The organism is Flavobacterium sp. (assembly GCF_035195345.1).
Lineage (GTDB): Bacteria > Bacteroidota > Bacteroidia > Flavobacteriales > Flavobacteriaceae > Flavobacterium.
In genome coordinates this window covers 303,595-321,815 of record NZ_CP136574.1, presented here as the reverse complement: position 1 = coordinate 321,815, position 18,221 = coordinate 303,595, and the positions used below count along the sequence as shown (strand labels likewise).

14 protein-coding genes are annotated in these 18,221 nt (G+C 33.6%); 9 read left to right on the top strand and 5 right to left on the bottom strand.

Annotated elements, in window-relative coordinates:
* The first annotated feature begins 60 nt into the window (after positions 1 to 60).
* The 8 genes from RSE15_RS01460 (at position 61) to RSE15_RS01425 (ending at position 11,578) form a co-directional block, all read left to right on the top strand.
* Positions 61 to 2,355 carry an oxidoreductase gene (locus tag RSE15_RS01460; RefSeq protein WP_324069217.1) on the top strand — a complete coding sequence of 765 codons (2,295 nt, stop codon included), beginning with the start codon at positions 61 to 63 and terminating at the stop codon, positions 2,353 to 2,355.
* A gap of 83 nt (positions 2,356 to 2,438) precedes the next feature.
* Positions 2,439 to 4,028, top strand: a complete 1,590-nt coding sequence (locus RSE15_RS01455) for an AMP-binding protein (RefSeq protein ID WP_324069216.1) — start codon at positions 2,439 to 2,441, stop codon at positions 4,026 to 4,028.
* Between the two features lie 38 nt (positions 4,029 to 4,066).
* A complete protein-coding gene (locus RSE15_RS01450) occupies positions 4,067 to 4,492 on the top strand; it encodes an acyl-CoA thioesterase (RefSeq protein ID WP_324069215.1) in 426 nt (141 codons plus the stop codon).
* A 24-nt stretch (positions 4,493 to 4,516) separates the two neighbouring features.
* The gene (locus tag RSE15_RS01445) at positions 4,517 to 5,497 is read left to right on the top strand and encodes a carbon-nitrogen hydrolase family protein (protein WP_324069214.1); all 981 of its coding nucleotides are present in this window, start codon (positions 4,517 to 4,519) and stop codon (positions 5,495 to 5,497) included.
* Between the two features lie 50 nt (positions 5,498 to 5,547).
* Positions 5,548 to 6,660 (top strand): cupin domain-containing protein, encoded by a 1,113-nt coding sequence (locus RSE15_RS01440; protein ID WP_324069213.1) that lies wholly within the window; start codon positions 5,548 to 5,550, stop codon positions 6,658 to 6,660.
* Positions 6,661 to 6,746: 86 nt separating this feature from the next.
* Complete coding sequence (locus RSE15_RS01435; protein WP_324069212.1) at positions 6,747 to 7,655, top strand: fumarylacetoacetate hydrolase family protein; 909 nt, start codon at positions 6,747 to 6,749, stop codon at positions 7,653 to 7,655.
* Positions 7,656 to 7,724: 69 nt separating this feature from the next.
* Positions 7,725 to 8,471, top strand: coding sequence for a maleate cis-trans isomerase family protein (locus RSE15_RS01430; protein ID WP_324069211.1), 747 nt, complete (start codon positions 7,725 to 7,727; stop codon positions 8,469 to 8,471).
* A 389-nt stretch (positions 8,472 to 8,860) separates the two neighbouring features.
* A complete protein-coding gene (locus RSE15_RS01425; RefSeq protein WP_324069210.1) occupies positions 8,861 to 11,578 on the top strand; it encodes a DUF7619 domain-containing protein in 2,718 nt (905 codons plus the stop codon).
* Between the two features lie 170 nt (positions 11,579 to 11,748).
* Here the strand turns inward: RSE15_RS01425 and RSE15_RS01420 are convergent, their stop codons facing one another.
* Genes RSE15_RS01420 through RSE15_RS01405 form a run of 4 tightly spaced genes read right to left on the bottom strand, consistent with a single transcriptional unit; the run spans position 11,749 to position 14,824 of the window.
* Positions 11,749 to 12,711: a sodium-dependent bicarbonate transport family permease gene (locus RSE15_RS01420; protein WP_324069209.1), complete on the bottom strand. Its 963-nt coding sequence runs from the start codon at positions 12,709 to 12,711 to the stop codon at positions 11,749 to 11,751.
* Complete coding sequence (locus RSE15_RS01415) at positions 12,701 to 13,696, bottom strand: L-threonylcarbamoyladenylate synthase (protein ID WP_324069208.1); 996 nt, start codon at positions 13,694 to 13,696, stop codon at positions 12,701 to 12,703. Before RSE15_RS01415 ends, RSE15_RS01420 begins: the two co-directional genes overlap by 11 nt.
* A gap of 5 nt (positions 13,697 to 13,701) precedes the next feature.
* Positions 13,702 to 14,556 (bottom strand): DUF6671 family protein, encoded by an 855-nt coding sequence (locus RSE15_RS01410; RefSeq protein ID WP_324069207.1) that lies wholly within the window; start codon positions 14,554 to 14,556, stop codon positions 13,702 to 13,704.
* On the bottom strand, positions 14,546 to 14,824 hold the full coding sequence (locus tag RSE15_RS01405; RefSeq protein WP_324069206.1) for a hypothetical protein: 279 nt from the start codon (positions 14,822 to 14,824) through the stop codon (positions 14,546 to 14,548). Before RSE15_RS01405 ends, RSE15_RS01410 begins: the two co-directional genes overlap by 11 nt.
* A gap of 275 nt (positions 14,825 to 15,099) precedes the next feature.
* Here RSE15_RS01405 and RSE15_RS01400 point away from each other — a divergent pair, with 275 nt between their 5' ends.
* Positions 15,100 to 16,023 (top strand): LysR family transcriptional regulator, encoded by a 924-nt coding sequence (locus RSE15_RS01400; RefSeq protein WP_324069205.1) that lies wholly within the window; start codon positions 15,100 to 15,102, stop codon positions 16,021 to 16,023.
* Between the two features lie 173 nt (positions 16,024 to 16,196).
* Here RSE15_RS01400 and RSE15_RS01395 read toward each other — a convergent pair whose 3' ends face one another.
* Entirely contained in the window at positions 16,197 to 18,173 is a 1,977-nt protein-coding gene (locus RSE15_RS01395; protein WP_324069204.1) for an alpha-ketoacid dehydrogenase subunit alpha/beta, read from the bottom strand.
* Positions 18,174 to 18,221 lie beyond the last annotated feature (48 nt).

The window sequence follows — 18,221 nt, the reverse complement described above, 5'->3', positions numbered from 1 at the left end:
AAATCTGCGAATATCAGCGTTTTGCTTTAGCAAATCCGTTTTATCCGCGTGCTAATCAATATGAAAATAACAATTATAGGTGGTGGTCCAGGCGGACTTTACTTTTCGATATTAACCAAAAAGGCGATGCCACATTGCCAAATCGATATTTACGAACGCAATAAACCCGATGATAGTTTTGGTTTTGGGGTCGTTTTTTCAGATGAAACATTAGGTGAATTCCTAAAACGCGATATGCAATCCTATGAATTAATTCGAAGCAAATTTGCGTATTGGGACGATATTATCGTGGCTCGTGATGGTGAATCAGTAAACATTGCTGGAAATGGCTTTTGTGGTTGTTCGAGAAAAACATTGTTACAATTATTACAACAACGTTGTATTGAAGAAGGTGTGAATTTGCATTTCGAACAAAATGTAGACGATTTATCGCAATTTGCAGATTCAGACATCATTTTAGCTTCAGACGGAATCGCAAGTGCTATTCGAACGCAATATCAAAATGAATTCGGAACCAAAATCGAATTAAAGAAAAACAGATTCGTTTGGTTAGGCTCCACAAAACCGCTGGATGCATTTACCTATTTCTTCAGAAGTACTCCTCACGGAACTATTGTAGCACATAGCTATCAATATGAAGAAGGCATGAGCACCTGGATTTTTGAATGTAGCGATGAAACTTGGCAAAAACATGGTTTTGAAGTGACCAACGAAGAAGATACCATGACCAAAATCGCTGAAATCTTCAAAGATGAATTAGATGGTCATCCACTCATTTCTAACAAATCGCATTGGCGCCAATTTCCACATGTAACGAATGAAAAATGGTATCATAACAATATTGTTTTGTTAGGAGATGCAAAAGCTACAGCCCACTACTCTATTGGTTCAGGAACTAAATTAGCCATGGATTGCGCCATCGGGTTATCAGATGCAGTAATTGCCAATCCAAATAACGTACAAGCCGCTTTTGAACAATACGACAAGTCAAGAAGAAATACGGTAGAAATGATTCAGTATGCCGCAATCGTTTCTTTAGATTGGTTCGAAAATATGGATCGTCACATGCAACATTCCTTCCAACAATTTGCTTTTGGATGCATGACCCGATCTAAAAAAGTTACGTATGAAAATTTACGTTTAAGAGATAGTTCGTTTACAGATAAAGTTTTAGAAGAATTCAATGACAATTGCAAAGTCAATGAAAAAAATCAATCAGCAGCTTTTTCAAAATTTAAATTAAGAGAACTAGAACTCCCAAATCGCATCGTTATGGCGCCAATGGGACAATATTCCGCCACAGACGGATTGGTTTCTGATTGGCATTTGGTTCATTACGGAAGTAGAGCTACTGGAGGTGTAGGCTTAATCATTACCGAAATGACGGCAATTTCCGAAACTGGAAGAATTACAGAAGGTTGCGCGGGAATTTATAATGCAGAGCAATTAAATCAATGGAAAAAAATTACCGATTTCATTCATAACAATACATCCACAAAAATTGCAATTCAATTAGGATATTCGGGAAGAAAAGGTGCTACTAAAAAACCATGGGAAGGCACCGGACCAATGGAAACGCCTTGGAATTTAATTTCGGCTTCTCCTATTCCATTCAACAATAATTTTGCTATGCCAAAGGAAATGACTTTGGAAGATATGACATCGATTAAAGCACAATTCGTACAAGCAGCTAAAAATGCAGATGAAGCTGGATTTGATATGATTGAATTACAAGCGCACCACGGATTTTTATTAGCTTCATTCTTATCTCCATTGACTAACATTCGCTCCGATGAATTTGGTGGAAGCATCGAAAATCGTTTGAAATATCCGTTGGAAGTTTTTAAAGCAATTCGTGAAGTATTTCCAACTGACAAACCTATTTCAGTTCGAATTTCAGCAACAGATTGGGCAGAAAACGGAATTTCGGAACATGAAGTTATCACTATTGCAACTGCTTTTAAAGCTGCTGGAGCTGACATCATTAATGTTTCCACAGGAAATACTGTAGCAGGTCAAAAACCATTAACGGGTAGAATGTGGCAAACGCCTTTTTCGGATGCCGTTCGAAATACCGTTCATATTCCAACCATAACTACTGGCTATATTCAAGACATCGACCAAATTAACACCATAATTCTTAACGGAAGAGCCGATTTAGTCGCTTTAGGACGTCCATTATTGATAGATGCTAATTTCGTTAGAAACGCACAAGCATACGAACAATTTCAAGCGAATGATATCCCAAATCCATATAAAATGGGTGTTTCGCATTTGTATCCGCTTAAGGCTTCAGAAAGAAAACAAGTGGAAGGAATGAAAAAAGCGTTGAAACCGAAAAGTAATAAAAAGTAGTATTAAGATTGTATAATTAAGTATTAAGACAAAATTGCGCCTTTTGCTCCCGAAATTTCGGGATTTGCGAGAAACTAATTATTATGAAACATTACGAAGATAATTTTGCTCATTTAAGTTTACCTATTTCTGAATTACAACCAGAATATACCTTTTTGGATTTACCGCAATTCCAACAACCTGAAATGTTGAATTGTGTAGATAAACTATTAGATAATCACATTCGTGAAGGCCGTGGAAATAGTATTTGCATTCGTACTTTTGAGGAAACTTGGACGTATCAAGATTTATATGAAAAAGCAAATCAAATTGCACATGTTTTGGTAGATGATTTAGGGTTGCAATCAGGCAATCGAGTTTTAATTCGTTCAGCTAACAATCCGATGATGGTGGCGTGTTGGTTTGCTATTTTAAAAGCGGGCGGAATTGTTGTGGCTACAATGCCATTGCTTCGTTCTAAAGAATTGACTACGATTATCGATTGTGCTGAAATTTCGCATGTATTGTGCGATAAAGAATTAGAAGAAGAAATTCACTTAGTAAAATCAAATTTCTTAAAACAAACCTGTTTTTATGGGAATTTACAATTAGAAGAATTAATGGTTGCTAAACCAAAAACTTTCGATAATTATCATTCCAAATCAGATTCGGTGGCTTTGATTGGTTTCACTTCTGGAACAACAGGTTTACCCAAAATGACGGCACATTATCACAAAGATATTTTGAATATTTGTGAAGCGTTTCCTAAATATTCGCTACAACCTACTCCAAATGATATATTTACAGGAAGTCCGCCAATCGGATTTACTTTTGGTTTAGGTGGATTGGTGTTGTTTCCAATGTATTTCGGCGCTTCAACATTTCTTATCGAAAAACCAAGTCCAGACTTGTTGTTAAAAGCAATTCAAGACTTTAAAATTACGATTTGCTTTACCGCTCCAACCGCTTGGCGTATCATCACAACAAAAGTTCAGGAGTACGATATTTCTAGTTTAAGAAAATGTGTTTCTGCTGGCGAAACGTTACCATTTAAAGTTTGGCAAGATTGGTATGATACTACAGGTTTAAAAATCATAGATGGAATTGGAGCTACCGAAATGTTGCATATTTTTATTTCGTCCAATGAAGAAAATATGAAACCAGGCGCAACTGGTAAAGCAATAACAGGGTACGAAGCTAAAATCATAGACCAACAAGGCAACGAATTACCAAGAAACGAAGCCGGAAGATTAGCGGTTCGCGGAATTACAGGTTGTAAATACCTAAATCGAGAAGAAAAACAAAGAGAATACGTAGAAAACGGTTGGAACATCACAGGCGATATTTTCCGTCAAGATGTAGAAGGTTATTTTCATTTTGTGGCACGTGGCGATGATATGATTATTTCTTCTGGCTATAATATTGCAGCAATTGAAGTAGAATCCGTACTTTTAACCCACGAAGATATTTTAGAATGTGCAGTAGTTGGTTTACCCGATGAAGAACGAGGAATGTTAGTTTGTGCTCATATTGTATTACACGATAACGCTAAAGCAACAGATGTAATGAAGAATCGTATTCAACAATGGTTCAAAGAAGTAGCGGCACCTTATAAATACCCAAGAGTAATTAATTTTGTGGAATGTTTGCCGAAAACGGAGACGGGAAAAATACAGAGGTTTAAATTAAAATAATTATAAAGATTTTAGTATTAAGTATCAAGACATATATAATGAGTCAATTTACAAAACAAGAAAAAGTCCGTTTCCAACATGTTGATTACGCTGGAATTGTCTTCTATCCCCGATTTTTAGAAATGCTAAACTGTTTGGTTGAAGATTGGTTTGAAGAAGCCTTAGAACGTCCTTTTTCAAAAATGCACGAAACCAACGGGATTCCAACGGTTGATTTAAAAATTCAATTCAAAAATGCAGCAAGATTGGGAGAAATCTTAACCAAAAAACTTTGGGTAAAAGAATTAAAAAACTCCTCTATTCTTTGCGGATTTCAATTTGTAAATGAATCAGAAAACACCGTTTTAGAAGGCGAAGTTACCTTAGTTAACGTAGCTTTTAACCCAGAAAGAAACGGCATCAATGCAGAACCTTTTACAGAAGAAATGAAGAATAAAATTTCAGTATTTAGTCTTAATACTTAATACTCAAATCTTAATACAATTATTATGGAATTCAAAAAATTCAAAGCCGCAACCGTTCAAACGTCACCTGTATTTCTTAATGTAGAAAAAACAGTCGACAAAGCCATTTCTTTTATTAAAGAAGCTAGTAATAACGGAGCAAAATTAATCGCTTTTCCAGAGGTTTTTATCGCTGGATATCCGTATTGGAATTGGATTATGATGCCTGTTCAAGGGAGTAAATGGTACGAAGAATTATATAAAAATTCGGTTGACGTAACAGGTCCAGAAATCAAGAAACTTTGCTTAGCCGCTAAAGATAATGATATTCATATTGTGATGGGTATCAACGAACGAGGCAAAAGCTATGGCGAAATTTACAATACGAATTTAATTATTGACAACAAAGGCGTTATCGTTGGAAAACATAGAAAGTTAGTCCCAACATGGGCTGAAAAACTAACCTGGTCTTCAGGTGATGGTTCTTCTTTAAAAGTCTACAATACAGAAATCGGACCTATTGGAACTTTAGCTTGTGGCGAAAATACAAATACATTAGCACGTTTTACACTACTTTCTCAAGGCGAATTGATTCATATAGCGAATTATATTTCCCTTCCCGTAGCACCACCAGATTACGACATGGCGGAAGCGATTAAAATTCGTGCTGCTGCACATTCGTTTGAAGGAAAATTATTTACAATTGTTTCTTGTTCAACTATTTCGCAAGAAATTAAAGACGCTTTACGTGCCGATGTTCCGAATGTAGATGAATTATTAGATAGAAAAAGTTCCGCATTCTCAGGATTTATAGGTCCGAATGGAGCTGTTATTGGGCAACCATTAATTGATGAAGAAGGAATGGTGTATGCCGAAATTGATTTAGTAAAATGCATCCAACCAAAACAAATGCACGATATTTTAGGACATTACAATCGATTTGATATTTTTGATTTACGAGTAAATACCGCTCCAACTCGAAAAATTACGTTTATCGATAATCACGAAGAGTTCAATAAGAGATAACAAAAACCTGATAGGTTTCGGAAACCTGTCAGGTTTAAAAAAATAAGAATATGGAAGAAAACAACTATTCAGACGACCAATACGGAAGAGCGCGCGTTCAGGACTCTCTCGAATTAATTGCTTACTATAAAGAATTAGAAACACTTGGAGCTGGTGCATTATGGACAGTTGCCAATGACATTGAACCTTGGGAACCACGTTCTTCATCGGTTCCAATGTTATGGAAATATGATGATTTACGCGATTTGGTTTTAAAATCATCCGAATTAGTAACGCCTGAACAAGCTGGAAGACGTGTTGTTTATTTGGTTAACGATAAACGAAAAGACGTTTCAGCAGCTGTGGGTTGGTTATACACTGGAATTCAAGTAACACGACCTGGCGAATTTACTTCGGCGCACCGTCATCGTGCTTCTGCCCTACGTTTTATTATGGAAGGCGAAAAAGGATATACCGTGGTTGATGGCAACAAAATTATGCTAGAAGTGAATGATTTTGTCATTACTCCTAATTCTACATGGCACGAGCATGGCGTGGAAGAAGGCGGAAAAACATGTATTTGGCAAGATGGTTTGGATATTCCGTTAGTCAATGCTTTAGAAGCCAATGATTATGCGGTTTATGATGGGAAACAACCCTTAACAGCGCCACTGAATTTTTCACCAATTACATATGGTTGTGCAGGATTAATTCCAGCCGATAAAACCTGGGATAAACCATATTCCCCGCTCTTCAAATATTCTTGGAAAAACGTTTATCCAGCCTTATTAGAAGCTCAAAAAGTGAATGAAATCAATCCGTTTGACGGTATTTTTATGCAATATTCGAATCCTTTAACAGGCGGACACGTGATGCAAACGATGGGTGCAGCGATGCAATTATTACCTGCTGGATTCAAAGGAAAAGCACACAAACATACAGGTTCATTTGTGTACCAATGTGCGAAAGGAAAAGGCTACACCATCATCAACGGAAAACGTTTCGATTGGAAAGAAAGAGATATTTTCTGTATTCCTAGTTGGGCTTGGCACGAACATCACAACTTATCTGAAACAGAAGATGCTTGCTTATTCAATTTTAACGATTTACCTGTAATTGAAAAATTAGGCTTATTTCAAGGAAGAGAATTAACAGAAAACAACGGACATCAACAAATTCAATAGCAATATCAAGTTCAAAAATCAATAATAACAAAAAACTTTGCGAACTTTGCGTAAAACTTAGCGCTCTTTGCGTTTAAATAAAGAATATGAAACTACTTACTTATAAAACACAAGATACTGAGCCTCGTTTAGGTTTCATTCATAACAACCAAGTCATCGATATGCAGGATTTTGGTGATATTTCTAATTTTCCATTACCAAATGATATGTTGGAATTAATTGATATGGGATTTGAAATTATTCCAGAAATTACCGAGATGATTGCGGAAACACCTACAAATTTCTTCGAAGAAATCGCTTACGAAATGAACGAAGTAACCATTTTGGCTCCTATAGAAAAACCAAGAAAAAACATCATTGGAATTGGTTTAAATTATACCGAACACGTTGCCGAAAGTGCTCGTACGTTAGATACTACAGGAAAGCTTCCAACAAAACCGATTATCTTTTCAAAACCACCAACAACTGTTACAGCTACCAATACAGAAATTATCAAAAACACCAAACTAACATCACAATTAGATTGGGAATGTGAATTAGCAGTAATCATCTCAAAGAAAGGTAAATACGTGCCTAAATCGGAAGCTTTAGATTATGTATTTGGATATACAGTAATTAACGATATCTCAGCGCGTGATTGTCGCCGTGAAGGACAATGGATTGTTTCTAAAGGTCAAGACACATTCGCTCCAATGGGACCTGTTTTAGTAACGAAAGACGAAATCGAAAACCCACACAACTTGAATTTATCCCTAAAAGTAAACGGAGTTGAAAAACAAAATTCGAATACTAAATTAATGTTATTCAACATCAACGATTTGATTGAAGATTTAAGTACGGTTTTCACTTTAGAAGCAGGTGATATTATCGCAACTGGAACTCCAGCAGGTGTTGGCGCAGGAAGAAATCCACAAGAATGGATGCATGATGGTGATGTGGTTGAAGCTACTGTGGAAGGAATTGGAACCATAGTAAATACAGTTAAGGAAATATAATAAAAGTATTCAGTCGCAGTTTTCAGTTTTCAGACTGCTAACTGTGACTGAGACTGTAAACTAAAAAAAATGAAATACAGAATAGGCCAAATAGTTCCATCCTCAAACGTAACGATGGAAACCGAAATACCAGCAATCTTTCGTTCACGCGAAACCATTTTACCAGAACGCTTTACGTTTCACAGCAGTAGAATGCGCATGAAAAAAGTAACCAAAGAAGAATTGGAAGCGATGGATGCTATGAGTTTGAAGTGTGCACAAGAATTATCAGATGCGCATGTAGATGTAATGGGTTATGCTTGTTTAGTAGCCATAATGAGTATGGGACGCGGTTATCATTGTGTATCGGAAGTGAATTTACATCAAGAAACAGTGGCAAATGACTTCCCTACTCCTATTGTTACTTCAGCAGGAGCTTTGATTAATGGATTGAAGGTTTTGGGTGCGAAACAAATTTCGATTATTACTCCTTATATGCGTCCGTTAACCGACATGGTGGTAGATTATATTGAAAACCAAGGCATTAAAGTTAAACAAAGTATTGCTTTAGAAATTCCAGACAATTTAGAAGTGGCTGCTCAAAATCCGATGAATTTATTGGAGATTTATAAACAATTGGATTTAACTGATGTGGATGTTTTGGTTGCTTCAGCTTGTGTACAAATGCCATCGTTAGAAGCTATTGATTTAATTCAAGCAGAATGCGGTATTCCTGTAACTTCAGCTGCCGTTTGCACAACATACGAAATGATGAAAAAAATAGAAATCGAAGCAAAATCAGCTATTGGCGGTGAATTGCTGAGTGGAAAATATTAATGAATTATTTTCAATATAAATTACTTTTTATTTTATTTTTAGTAGTTGGAATAGTATTATTAAAAATTTTTGGTTTGTATTTCGTTCTTAGTATTCCAATTTTGATTATTATATATATTATTTTGATAAAAAAACTTTAATACAACTAATTAGCAATTCATTAGAAAATCATTTGTTTATAAAACGATATAAAATAAAATAACTAAAGAACCTATTGAAATTATTATATTAAACAAAAAATGTTTTAATTGTATTTTATGTTCATAAATCACTTTGATTTATAAATTTCAAACTTTAAAAAATGAAAAAAATATAATTTTATTTATAATTTATTTTTAATTCGCTGAAAAGCCATAAATTGCAAAAAAAAATCTAAAAAAATTAACTTAATGAAAAAAACACTACTCTTAATTATTTCATTATTTTTTACTTTTCACATTGCTTCTGCTCAATGTGATAGTCCCACTTTTCCTGGGGTAAATAATATTTCTCAAAACTCTGCAATTATTTTCTGGGAAGATGTTACTTCAACTGCAGAATGGAGAATTGAAGTATCTTATAATGGAGTTGCAGGAACTCAATATAATGTAACTTCAAAGCCATATACTTTGTCAAATTTACCTTGTGGCTCAAACATAATGGTTACAATAACTTCTATTTGTTCTCCAAATGTAATGAGTACCCCTATTACTATGACCTTTATGACGGCTCCTTGTAATCAACCAGGTCAACCGCAAAGTTTTTCAGCTTGTGTAGACGGGCCTAGTCAAGCGTGTTTTGACTTAACACTTAATGATGTAAACTTGATAGGAACGCTTAATCCTGCTGAGCATGTTGTTACATATCATGCTTCTAATGATGATGCAAATAATAATATTAATCCACTTTCTTCACCATATTGTGTAGGTTTAGGAGTAAATCATCCAGTATATTGTAGAGTAACTAATACTACAAATATGAACTCTTATATTTCAGTATTTTTCTTGCATGTTACAGGGTATGTATACAATCAAGCAGCATTGACTCAAATGGAACAATGTGATCAAGATAACAATGGTTCTATTACTTTTAATTTAACATCAACTGCAGCACAATTAAATACTACAAATGTATTAACGTATTATGCTACCCAAGGTGATGCTGAAAATGAACAAAATCCAATTACAAACCCTACAATATTTACAGCTGTAGTTCAACCTTCTACTATTCCTATTTATATTAGAGAAAGTATTGTTAATAGTTGTGATAGTATATATACATTTAATTTGCGAACATATGCAAATTGTAACTTAGCTTCAGTTTGTAGTTTAGCAAATTCACTATGCGGTACATTGGGTATTACATTTCAAAATACAATCAATGTTTCTTCGACTGGTACACAAGGATGTTTAAATACAACACCTAATCCAACTTGGTTTTATTTACCAATTAGTAATACAGGGAATATTAACTTAATGATTCAACAAAGTGTAGATCCAAATTTTAGTAACTCAAATTTAGATGTTGATTATGTTATTTATGGGCCATTTTCAGATCCTGTAACCCCTTGTAATGGGCAAATTACAACAAATAATATTGTGAGTTGTAGTTATTCTGCTTCACCAACTGAATATCCTGTTATAAGTAATGCTATTGCTGGTCAATATTATCTAATTATGGTAACTAATTTTAGTAATATTGCAGGCTACATAAGAATTAGCGATTTCGGAAACTCACAAGGAACAATCGATTGTACGGGGATTCGATTAAATGCATTTTTGGATACGAATGCAAATGGAACTCAAGATAACGGTGAAAATAATTTTCCTTTAGGACAGTTTCAATATGAAAAGAACAATAATGGTACTATTCACAATGTAACTTCACTAACGGGAGTTTATAACATATATGAAAACAACTCATCAAATTCATATGATATTAACTATGTAATTGATCCTGCATATGCAGCAATGTATTCATTAACAACAAGCTCTTACAGTAATGTAAATATAACATCTGGTTCTGGTATAAATATTTATAACTTCCCAATCAATGTAATACAATCTTATAATGACTTAGCTGTAACTATAATACCATTTTCTTCACCTCGACCAGGATTTACATATAGTAATAAAATTATATATGCTAATATTGGTAATCAAACAATTCCATCAGGAACAGTAACTTTTAACAATGATAGTAATGTTACTATAACCAATATTTCTCAAAGTGGAACTAACCCAACAACAACTGGTTTTAATTATAATTTTACTAATTTATTACCTTTTGAACATAGAGAAATCACGGTAACTTTTCAAGTACCAACAATTCCAACTGTTAATGCAGGACAATATTTGACAAATACGGCTTCAATTATACCTTTAACAAATGATATTTTACTTGAAAATAATAACAATTCTTCATCTCAAATGATAATTAATGCATATGATCCTAATGACAAAATGGAGTCTCATGGGGAAGAAATTTTACACAGTTCATTTACTTCTGAAGATTATTTGTATTACACCATTCGTTTCGAAAACACAGGAAATGCAAGCGCAATTAATGTAAGAATTAATGATGTATTAGACGCTAGATTAGATGAAAATTCAATTAAAATGGTAAGCGCTAGTCATTCTTATATTTTAGATCGTGTTGAAGATAATTTAACATGGAAATTTAATAACATAATGTTACCCGTTTCAATTGCGAATTCAGCTATTGGAAAAGGATATATTATGTTTAAAGTTAAACCAAAACCAGGTTACGCTGTTAACGATATTATTTCTAATACAGCTTCAATTTATTTTGATTTTAATCCAGCAATTATAACAAATACCTATACTACTACTTTTGTAGCAACATTAGGAACTAACACTTTTGAAAATAATCAATTTATAGTTTATCCTAATCCTACAAATGATTTTGTGACAATAACATCAAGCAATTATAATACTATTAAATCTATTATTATTTATGATATGCTGGGTAAAGTAATTATTTCGAAAGATTGTAATGATTCGGTAATTCAAACAATTAATACTTCAGAATTAAATTCTGGCATCTATTTAATTGATATAGTAAGTAAAGACAATGCACGGACAACAAAAAAACTAATTATTAGATAATTTTTTTGTTAAATATTAAATTCAAAGAGCCCTGAAAAATTAATTCAGGGCTTTTTATTTTTTATGCATTAATATTTTGCAGATTACAAACTAATATTTAATACTTCTTTATTTTGTTTATTATTAGAATATGCTATTCTAAATTATTTAAAAGAGGCTGATTTCAGTATTTAGCAATTCTGAACAATAAAAAAATACAATGGCATTCCAATGGTTATATTAACTGGAAATGTAATTGCCAATGCCATAGGTAAAAATAATCCTGGATTTGCTTTTGGAACAGTTATTTTCATTGCTGCTGGCACAGCAATATATGAAGCACTTGCTGCTAGTATCGAAAAAATGAAACGATTAGAAATATCATCTGTAACAAAACCACTCAACCAAGCAAAAATACTTCCATTTACTAACGGAATTAATAAGGCAAAAGCAAAAGGAAACCAACCATGAGAAAAGAAAGATTTCAATTTTTTACCACTAGTAATTCCCATATCTAATAAAAAGATTGCTAAAAAACCTTTGAATAAATCATTTGTAAAAGGAGCTATTCCTTGTGCATCTTTTGCACTCGTTAGATAACCAATTATTAAACTACCAATAATTAATAAGACACTTCCATTAGTGAATGAATGTCTAATAATTTCTGCCTTATTAATTTTATTTGATTGCTCTTTGTTAAATATTGAAATTAATACCAAACCAACAATAATAGCTGGTGACTCCATAATAGCCATAATAGCCACCATATAGCCATGGAGTGAAAGTTGATGTGATTCTAAATAAGATACCGCAGTAACAAAGGTAACAGCACTAATGGAACCATAAGCAGCCGCAATTGCACCTGCATCATGAACATTTAATTTGCGTTTAAGAATAAAAAAAGTATAAAACGGAATTATAATAGCAATTGATACTCCAAACAGCATCGACCAAAGAATTTCACTAGTAATTGTTTCGTGAGACAATTCTTGTCCTCCTTTAAAACCAATAGCAAAAAGCAGATAAAGCGAGATAAACTTAGAGGAATTTTGAGGAATTTCTAAATCACTTTTTAAATACACAGCTACGATCCCAAGAATAAAATATAATAATGCGGGATTTGTTAAATTTTCAAGAAGTAAGTTAAAATTCATTTTCTGTTGTTAAGTAGTTAGTTATTATGTTGTCTTTTTTTGAGGCGCGTTCTAATCGGTCATTAATCGAATTTCCTAGTTCATACTCTGGAAAACGTTCGGCAATAATTACCTCTAAATTCATTTTATCTAATTCATGAAGTACCTCATATAATTTTGAAGCCGCTTGTTTTAAATCCCCATCTTCAGAAAGTACTCGTTGATATGTTGGGTTAAAATCAGGCTCAAATTCATTAAAAAGTAAAAGACCTATTTTTTTACCAGAATACCAATCCAATTCTTCTTTTACATTTCTAGTTAGAATAAAATCAGTTTTAGGAGCATAATGCTTTAAAAACATACCTGGAGTAATAGTCTTTTTTTCTTTTTTGTTAGATACAATTAGTGATCCTGTAATTTTTTCAATGGCTTCTACAGGGAGCGCACCTAAACGATATAAAACTACTTTGTTATTATTAAATCCTACAATTGTTGATTCTATTCCAGCCTTGCAAATACCTCCTTCTAAAACCATATCAATTTGATTTGCAAAGTAATCTTCAACATGATTTGCTGTGGTGGGACTAATACTTGTAAAAGGATTTGCACTTGGCGCCACCAAAGGATAATCTAATTTATTAAGAAGCTCTAAAGCGATAGGATGATTTGGAACACGAACCGCTACCGTATCTTGATTTGCGGTAACTAAATCAGGAATATGCGGTTGCTTTTTTAATATGAATGTCAAAGGTCCTGGCCAAAATACATTTGCCAATTCATATGCAATCGATGGGATTTCGGTTGCAACTTTATCTAAATCTTCAATTCCTTTAATATGAACAATCAACGGGTTAAACGTAGGTCGTTTTTTAACATCAAATATTTTATGAATAGCTGCTGTATTAAAAGCATTTCCAGCCAAACCATAAACTGTTTCTGTTGGAAAACCAATGATGCCATTTTTGTTGAGATGCTGAACAGCTAAATTTATATCGTTACTTATCATTTTTTTTAGGGGTTACAAAAATCACAATACATTGGGTCTTCTGTTTTCTTTCCGTTTGGATAACACACCTTGGTTTCGTATTGGCAATGTTTACATTTTAAAATATGTGCCGATGTAGATCGCGTAGGGATTGAACAAGTACTACATAATAAACCGGCTTCGGTACTAACCACACCAAAGCCGGGTAAAAAACAGACGGGGCAAACCGAGTGCAACTTGTTTATTAACTTTAAACTAGCTTCTTTTATAATTTTCATTCGAGAGGGATTGTGCATTGCTCGCATGTCGGTTTCAATGAAGCACTGCATTCCACTTGAAGTAAATTCGTGATATACTTTTTCAAGGGTTTCAAAATCACAAATACCTTTTTCAATTCGCGTCCAATTTTTCTCAGCATTTTTTAAAATAACACCGTGCGATGGAAATTGAACAATATCTAAAAACGAATACAAGTCGCCGATTGAATGAATTTCTGTACTTTGAAAATTGGTTTCTAAGCTCAAAACACGTTCAACAATTTCAAGATGATTTTTTTGATCTATAAGCATTATCAATTCATCATTCGCAGGAGCAAAAAAGACTGTAGGATGATTTCCAAAAGAACCCTCTGTTGCTACAGCTAAATCAAATTTTTCTGATTTCATGCCTTCCAAACACTTTTGTCTTAACGTGGTTAAAGCATCTTCTTGCCTAGATATTTCTCCCGAAAAAGTACCCAAACTATCGGTATCAAAGTCTTTTGCTACTACACATTGTACTCCCAATGCTTCTTCAAGTAAAGGAGCAATAACGGTTTCCTTTTGATGCTTGGTAACAATAAGCAAACGACGACCAGAAAAAAAATCGGAATCAATCTTCATACTCGATTTCAATAAACGATTTTATCTTTAGTTTTCTATTATTTGCTTTAGCATCTTGCAAAATATCAGAGATGGATTCTGCACTTTCTCTTAATTGAGATATACGATGCAAGGCTTTTTCATCCTCTTCACCAAAACGAACTTGAGAACTAAAGTTTTGGACTTTATTAAAATGGATGTTTTTATTGCACATATCTAGTAATATTTCACGTGCTTCAAACGAATTGAATTCACCATTGAACAAATTAATTTTCTTCAGGGTTTCCATACGCAATATTGGTTAAATTATTTATTAATCGAATCATTACTAACATTATCAAAATGGCAAGTCCAGTATAAAGTTCTTGATAAATAATTGCCGGTGTAATTAATATCTTAAAAATCAAAAATGATTCAACTACTACACATAAAATCAAAATAATTTGTATTATTATCTTTCTCATAACTTAGATGTTGCTTTTAAAATGATTTCTATTGCAAATTTTAGGATAATTATTTATATATTTTTATTTATATTTGTAATGTTATATATAAATTTAATTAATGAATTACACATTAAACCAGTTGCGAATATTCTTGAAAGTAGTGCAAAACCAGAGTGTTACTAAAGCTTCGGAAGAGTTACATTTGACCCAGCCAGCCGTATCCATTCAATTAAAAAATTTTCAAGATCAATTTGAAATTCCGCTAACAGAAGTAGTAGGAAGAAAGATATATGTGACTGATTTTGGAAAAGAAATTGCAGAGGCGGCCGAGCAAATCTTACAACAAGTAAATACAATCAATTATAAAACCTTAGCGTATAAAGGACAGCTTTTTGGAAAAATTAAAATTTCGGTAGTATCTACAGGAAAATATGTAATGCCTTATTTTTTAGCTGACTTTTTAAAAATGCACCCAGGAGTTCAATTAGAAATGGATGTTACAAACAAGAATAAAGTGGTTAAAAGTTTACAAAACAATGAAGTAGATTTTGCCTTGGTCTCTATTTTGCCTGAGAAGATTAAAGTTGAAAAAATAGATTTAATGCAAAACAAATTGTTTTTAGTAGGCAATATGGAGGAGGATTTTAGTAAGAAAAAAAACATTGAAGCTATCTTACAAAACCGTCCGTTATTGTTTAGAGAAAGTGGATCTGGAACACGCCAAACTATGGAACGTTTTATTGATCAAAATGCCATTAAAATTGAAAAAAAGATGGAACTTACTTCTAATGAAGCTATCAAACAAGCCATTTTAGCAGGTTTAGGCTATTCAATCATGCCTTTAATTGGTATTCGTAAAGAGATACAAAACAATGAATTACAAATTATACCTTTAAAAGGATTACCTATTAAAACCAATTGGAGTTTAATTTGGGTGAAAGGCAAAAACCACAACCCTGCTGCCCTAGCCTATTTGGATTATTTAAAAAAGGAAAAAGAAGCCATAATTCATTCCAAATTTAGTTGGTATGAGTCGATGTAAATCTATTTTGGGACGAAGACAGATAATCAAAAAATGCTTAACAGCAAGACAAACTGTGCGGTTAGAAAACTCAAATAAGTTAAACGACTCTGTGTAACTCTCTCAACGCAATCCACTACAATAAAAACTCTGTGATCCTCGGTATAAAATCTATGATGCTATGTGTTAAAAATCTAATAAGCTAAAAGCTCTTTTAATTCGGTTTCAAATCTAACCTTTGGTAAATATTGATCTTCTAACGACTTCATAAACGGAATAGCCGATTCTAAACTTCCAACTCTTCTAACTGGAGCATCTAAATGTTCGAAGCAGTTTTCCATAATCATAGCTGAAATATCGCTAGCAACACCACCAAATAAAGTATCTTCTTGTAAAATAATCACTTTATTAGTCTTCTTAACTGAAGCGTAAATCGCATCCCAATCCATTGGTTGTAATGTTCTTAAATCTAATAAGTCTGCTTTAATTTCTGGATTTTTTGCTAACGTTTCTAAAGTCCAATGAACACCTGCTCCAAACGAAATTATTGTAACATCCGTTCCTTCTTTAATCAATGATGCCTTTCCAAAAGGTAATGTGTAATAATCTTTTGGCACATCTTGATAAACACTTCTATACAATTGTTTGTGTTCGAAGAATAATACTGGATTTGGATCGTTAATTGCGGTATTCAATAATCCTTTTGCATCATAAGGAAACGCAGGATACACTACTTTTAAACCAGGTGTTTTGGTAAACCAAGCTTCGTTAGTTTGCGAATGGAAAGGTCCTGCTTGCGTACCACCACCACAAGGCATACGCACCACTACATCCGACTTTTCTTGCCATCTATAATGTTGCTTTGCTAGTAAATTTACGATTGGATTAAATCCGGTTGAAACGAAATCCGCAAATTGCATTTCCATTACTGCTTTAAATCCGTTGATAGATAATCCGTTAGCCGCTGAAACGACAGCACTTTCACAGATAGGTGTATTTCTAACTCTTTCTTTTCCAAATTGCGCTACAAATCCGTCCGTAATTTTAAAAGCACCACCGTATTCGGCGATGTCTTGTCCCATGATAACTAAATTCTCATGGCGTTCCATCGACTGACGTAGACCATTCGAAATCGCATCAATCACACGGATATTTTCTACTTCTGAAGAAGGATTGAATGCTTCAAACGTATAAGGTTGATAAACATCACCTAATTCTTCTTCCAAAGAAGCTACAATTTCTGGCTCTTCTTGCACTTTTGCCCAATCGGTATCAATTTCTTTCTTAATTTCTGCTCGGATTGCTTCATCATCTTCTTCTGATAAAACTGCTGTAGCTTTTAAGTAATTTCTATAATTCTCTACTGGATCTTTGATTGCCCACATGTCCATCAATTCTTGAGGAACGTATTTCGTCCCACTTGCTTCTTCATGTCCACGCATTCTAAACGTTTTGAACTCCAATAACACTGGACGCGGATTTTCTACCATAGATGCTTTTAATTCCGAAATCAAATGCACTACTTCTAACAAGTTATTTCCGTCAACCACATGACTTTCCATCCCGTAACCTACACCTTTATCGGCAAGGTTTTCACAACGGTATTGCTCGTTTGTTGGTGTTGATAATCCGTAACCATTATTTTCTATCACGAATAAAACCGGTAATTCCCATACAGCAGCAATATTCAATGCTTCATGAAAATCGCCCTCTGAAGTAGCGCCTTCACCTGTAAATACTGCGGTAACTTTCCCGTTTTTTCTTAGTTTATTGGCTAAAGCAATTCCGTCTGCAATCCCTAATTGAGGACCTAAATGCGAAATCATTCCAATAATTTTATATTCTTGCGTTCCAAAGTGGAAACTTCTATCACGACCTTTAGTAAATCCGTTTTTCTTGCCTTGCCATTGCGAAAACAAACGGTGCAACGGAATATCACGAGTAGTAAACACACCTAAATTACGGTGCATAGGTAAAATATATTCATCTTTATCCAAAACCGAAGTTATTCCCACAGAAATAGCTTCTTGCCCAATTCCAGAGAACCATTTTGACACTTTTCCTTGACGGATTAAAATCAACATTTTCTCTTCAATCAAACGCGGTTTTAAGATTTTCTTATATAAATCAAGTAGTTGCGGATTTGATAATTCTTTTCTTTCAAAGTTCATGATAGTGGAACAATTAAATTTTGCTCAAAAGTAATAAAAATAACATTT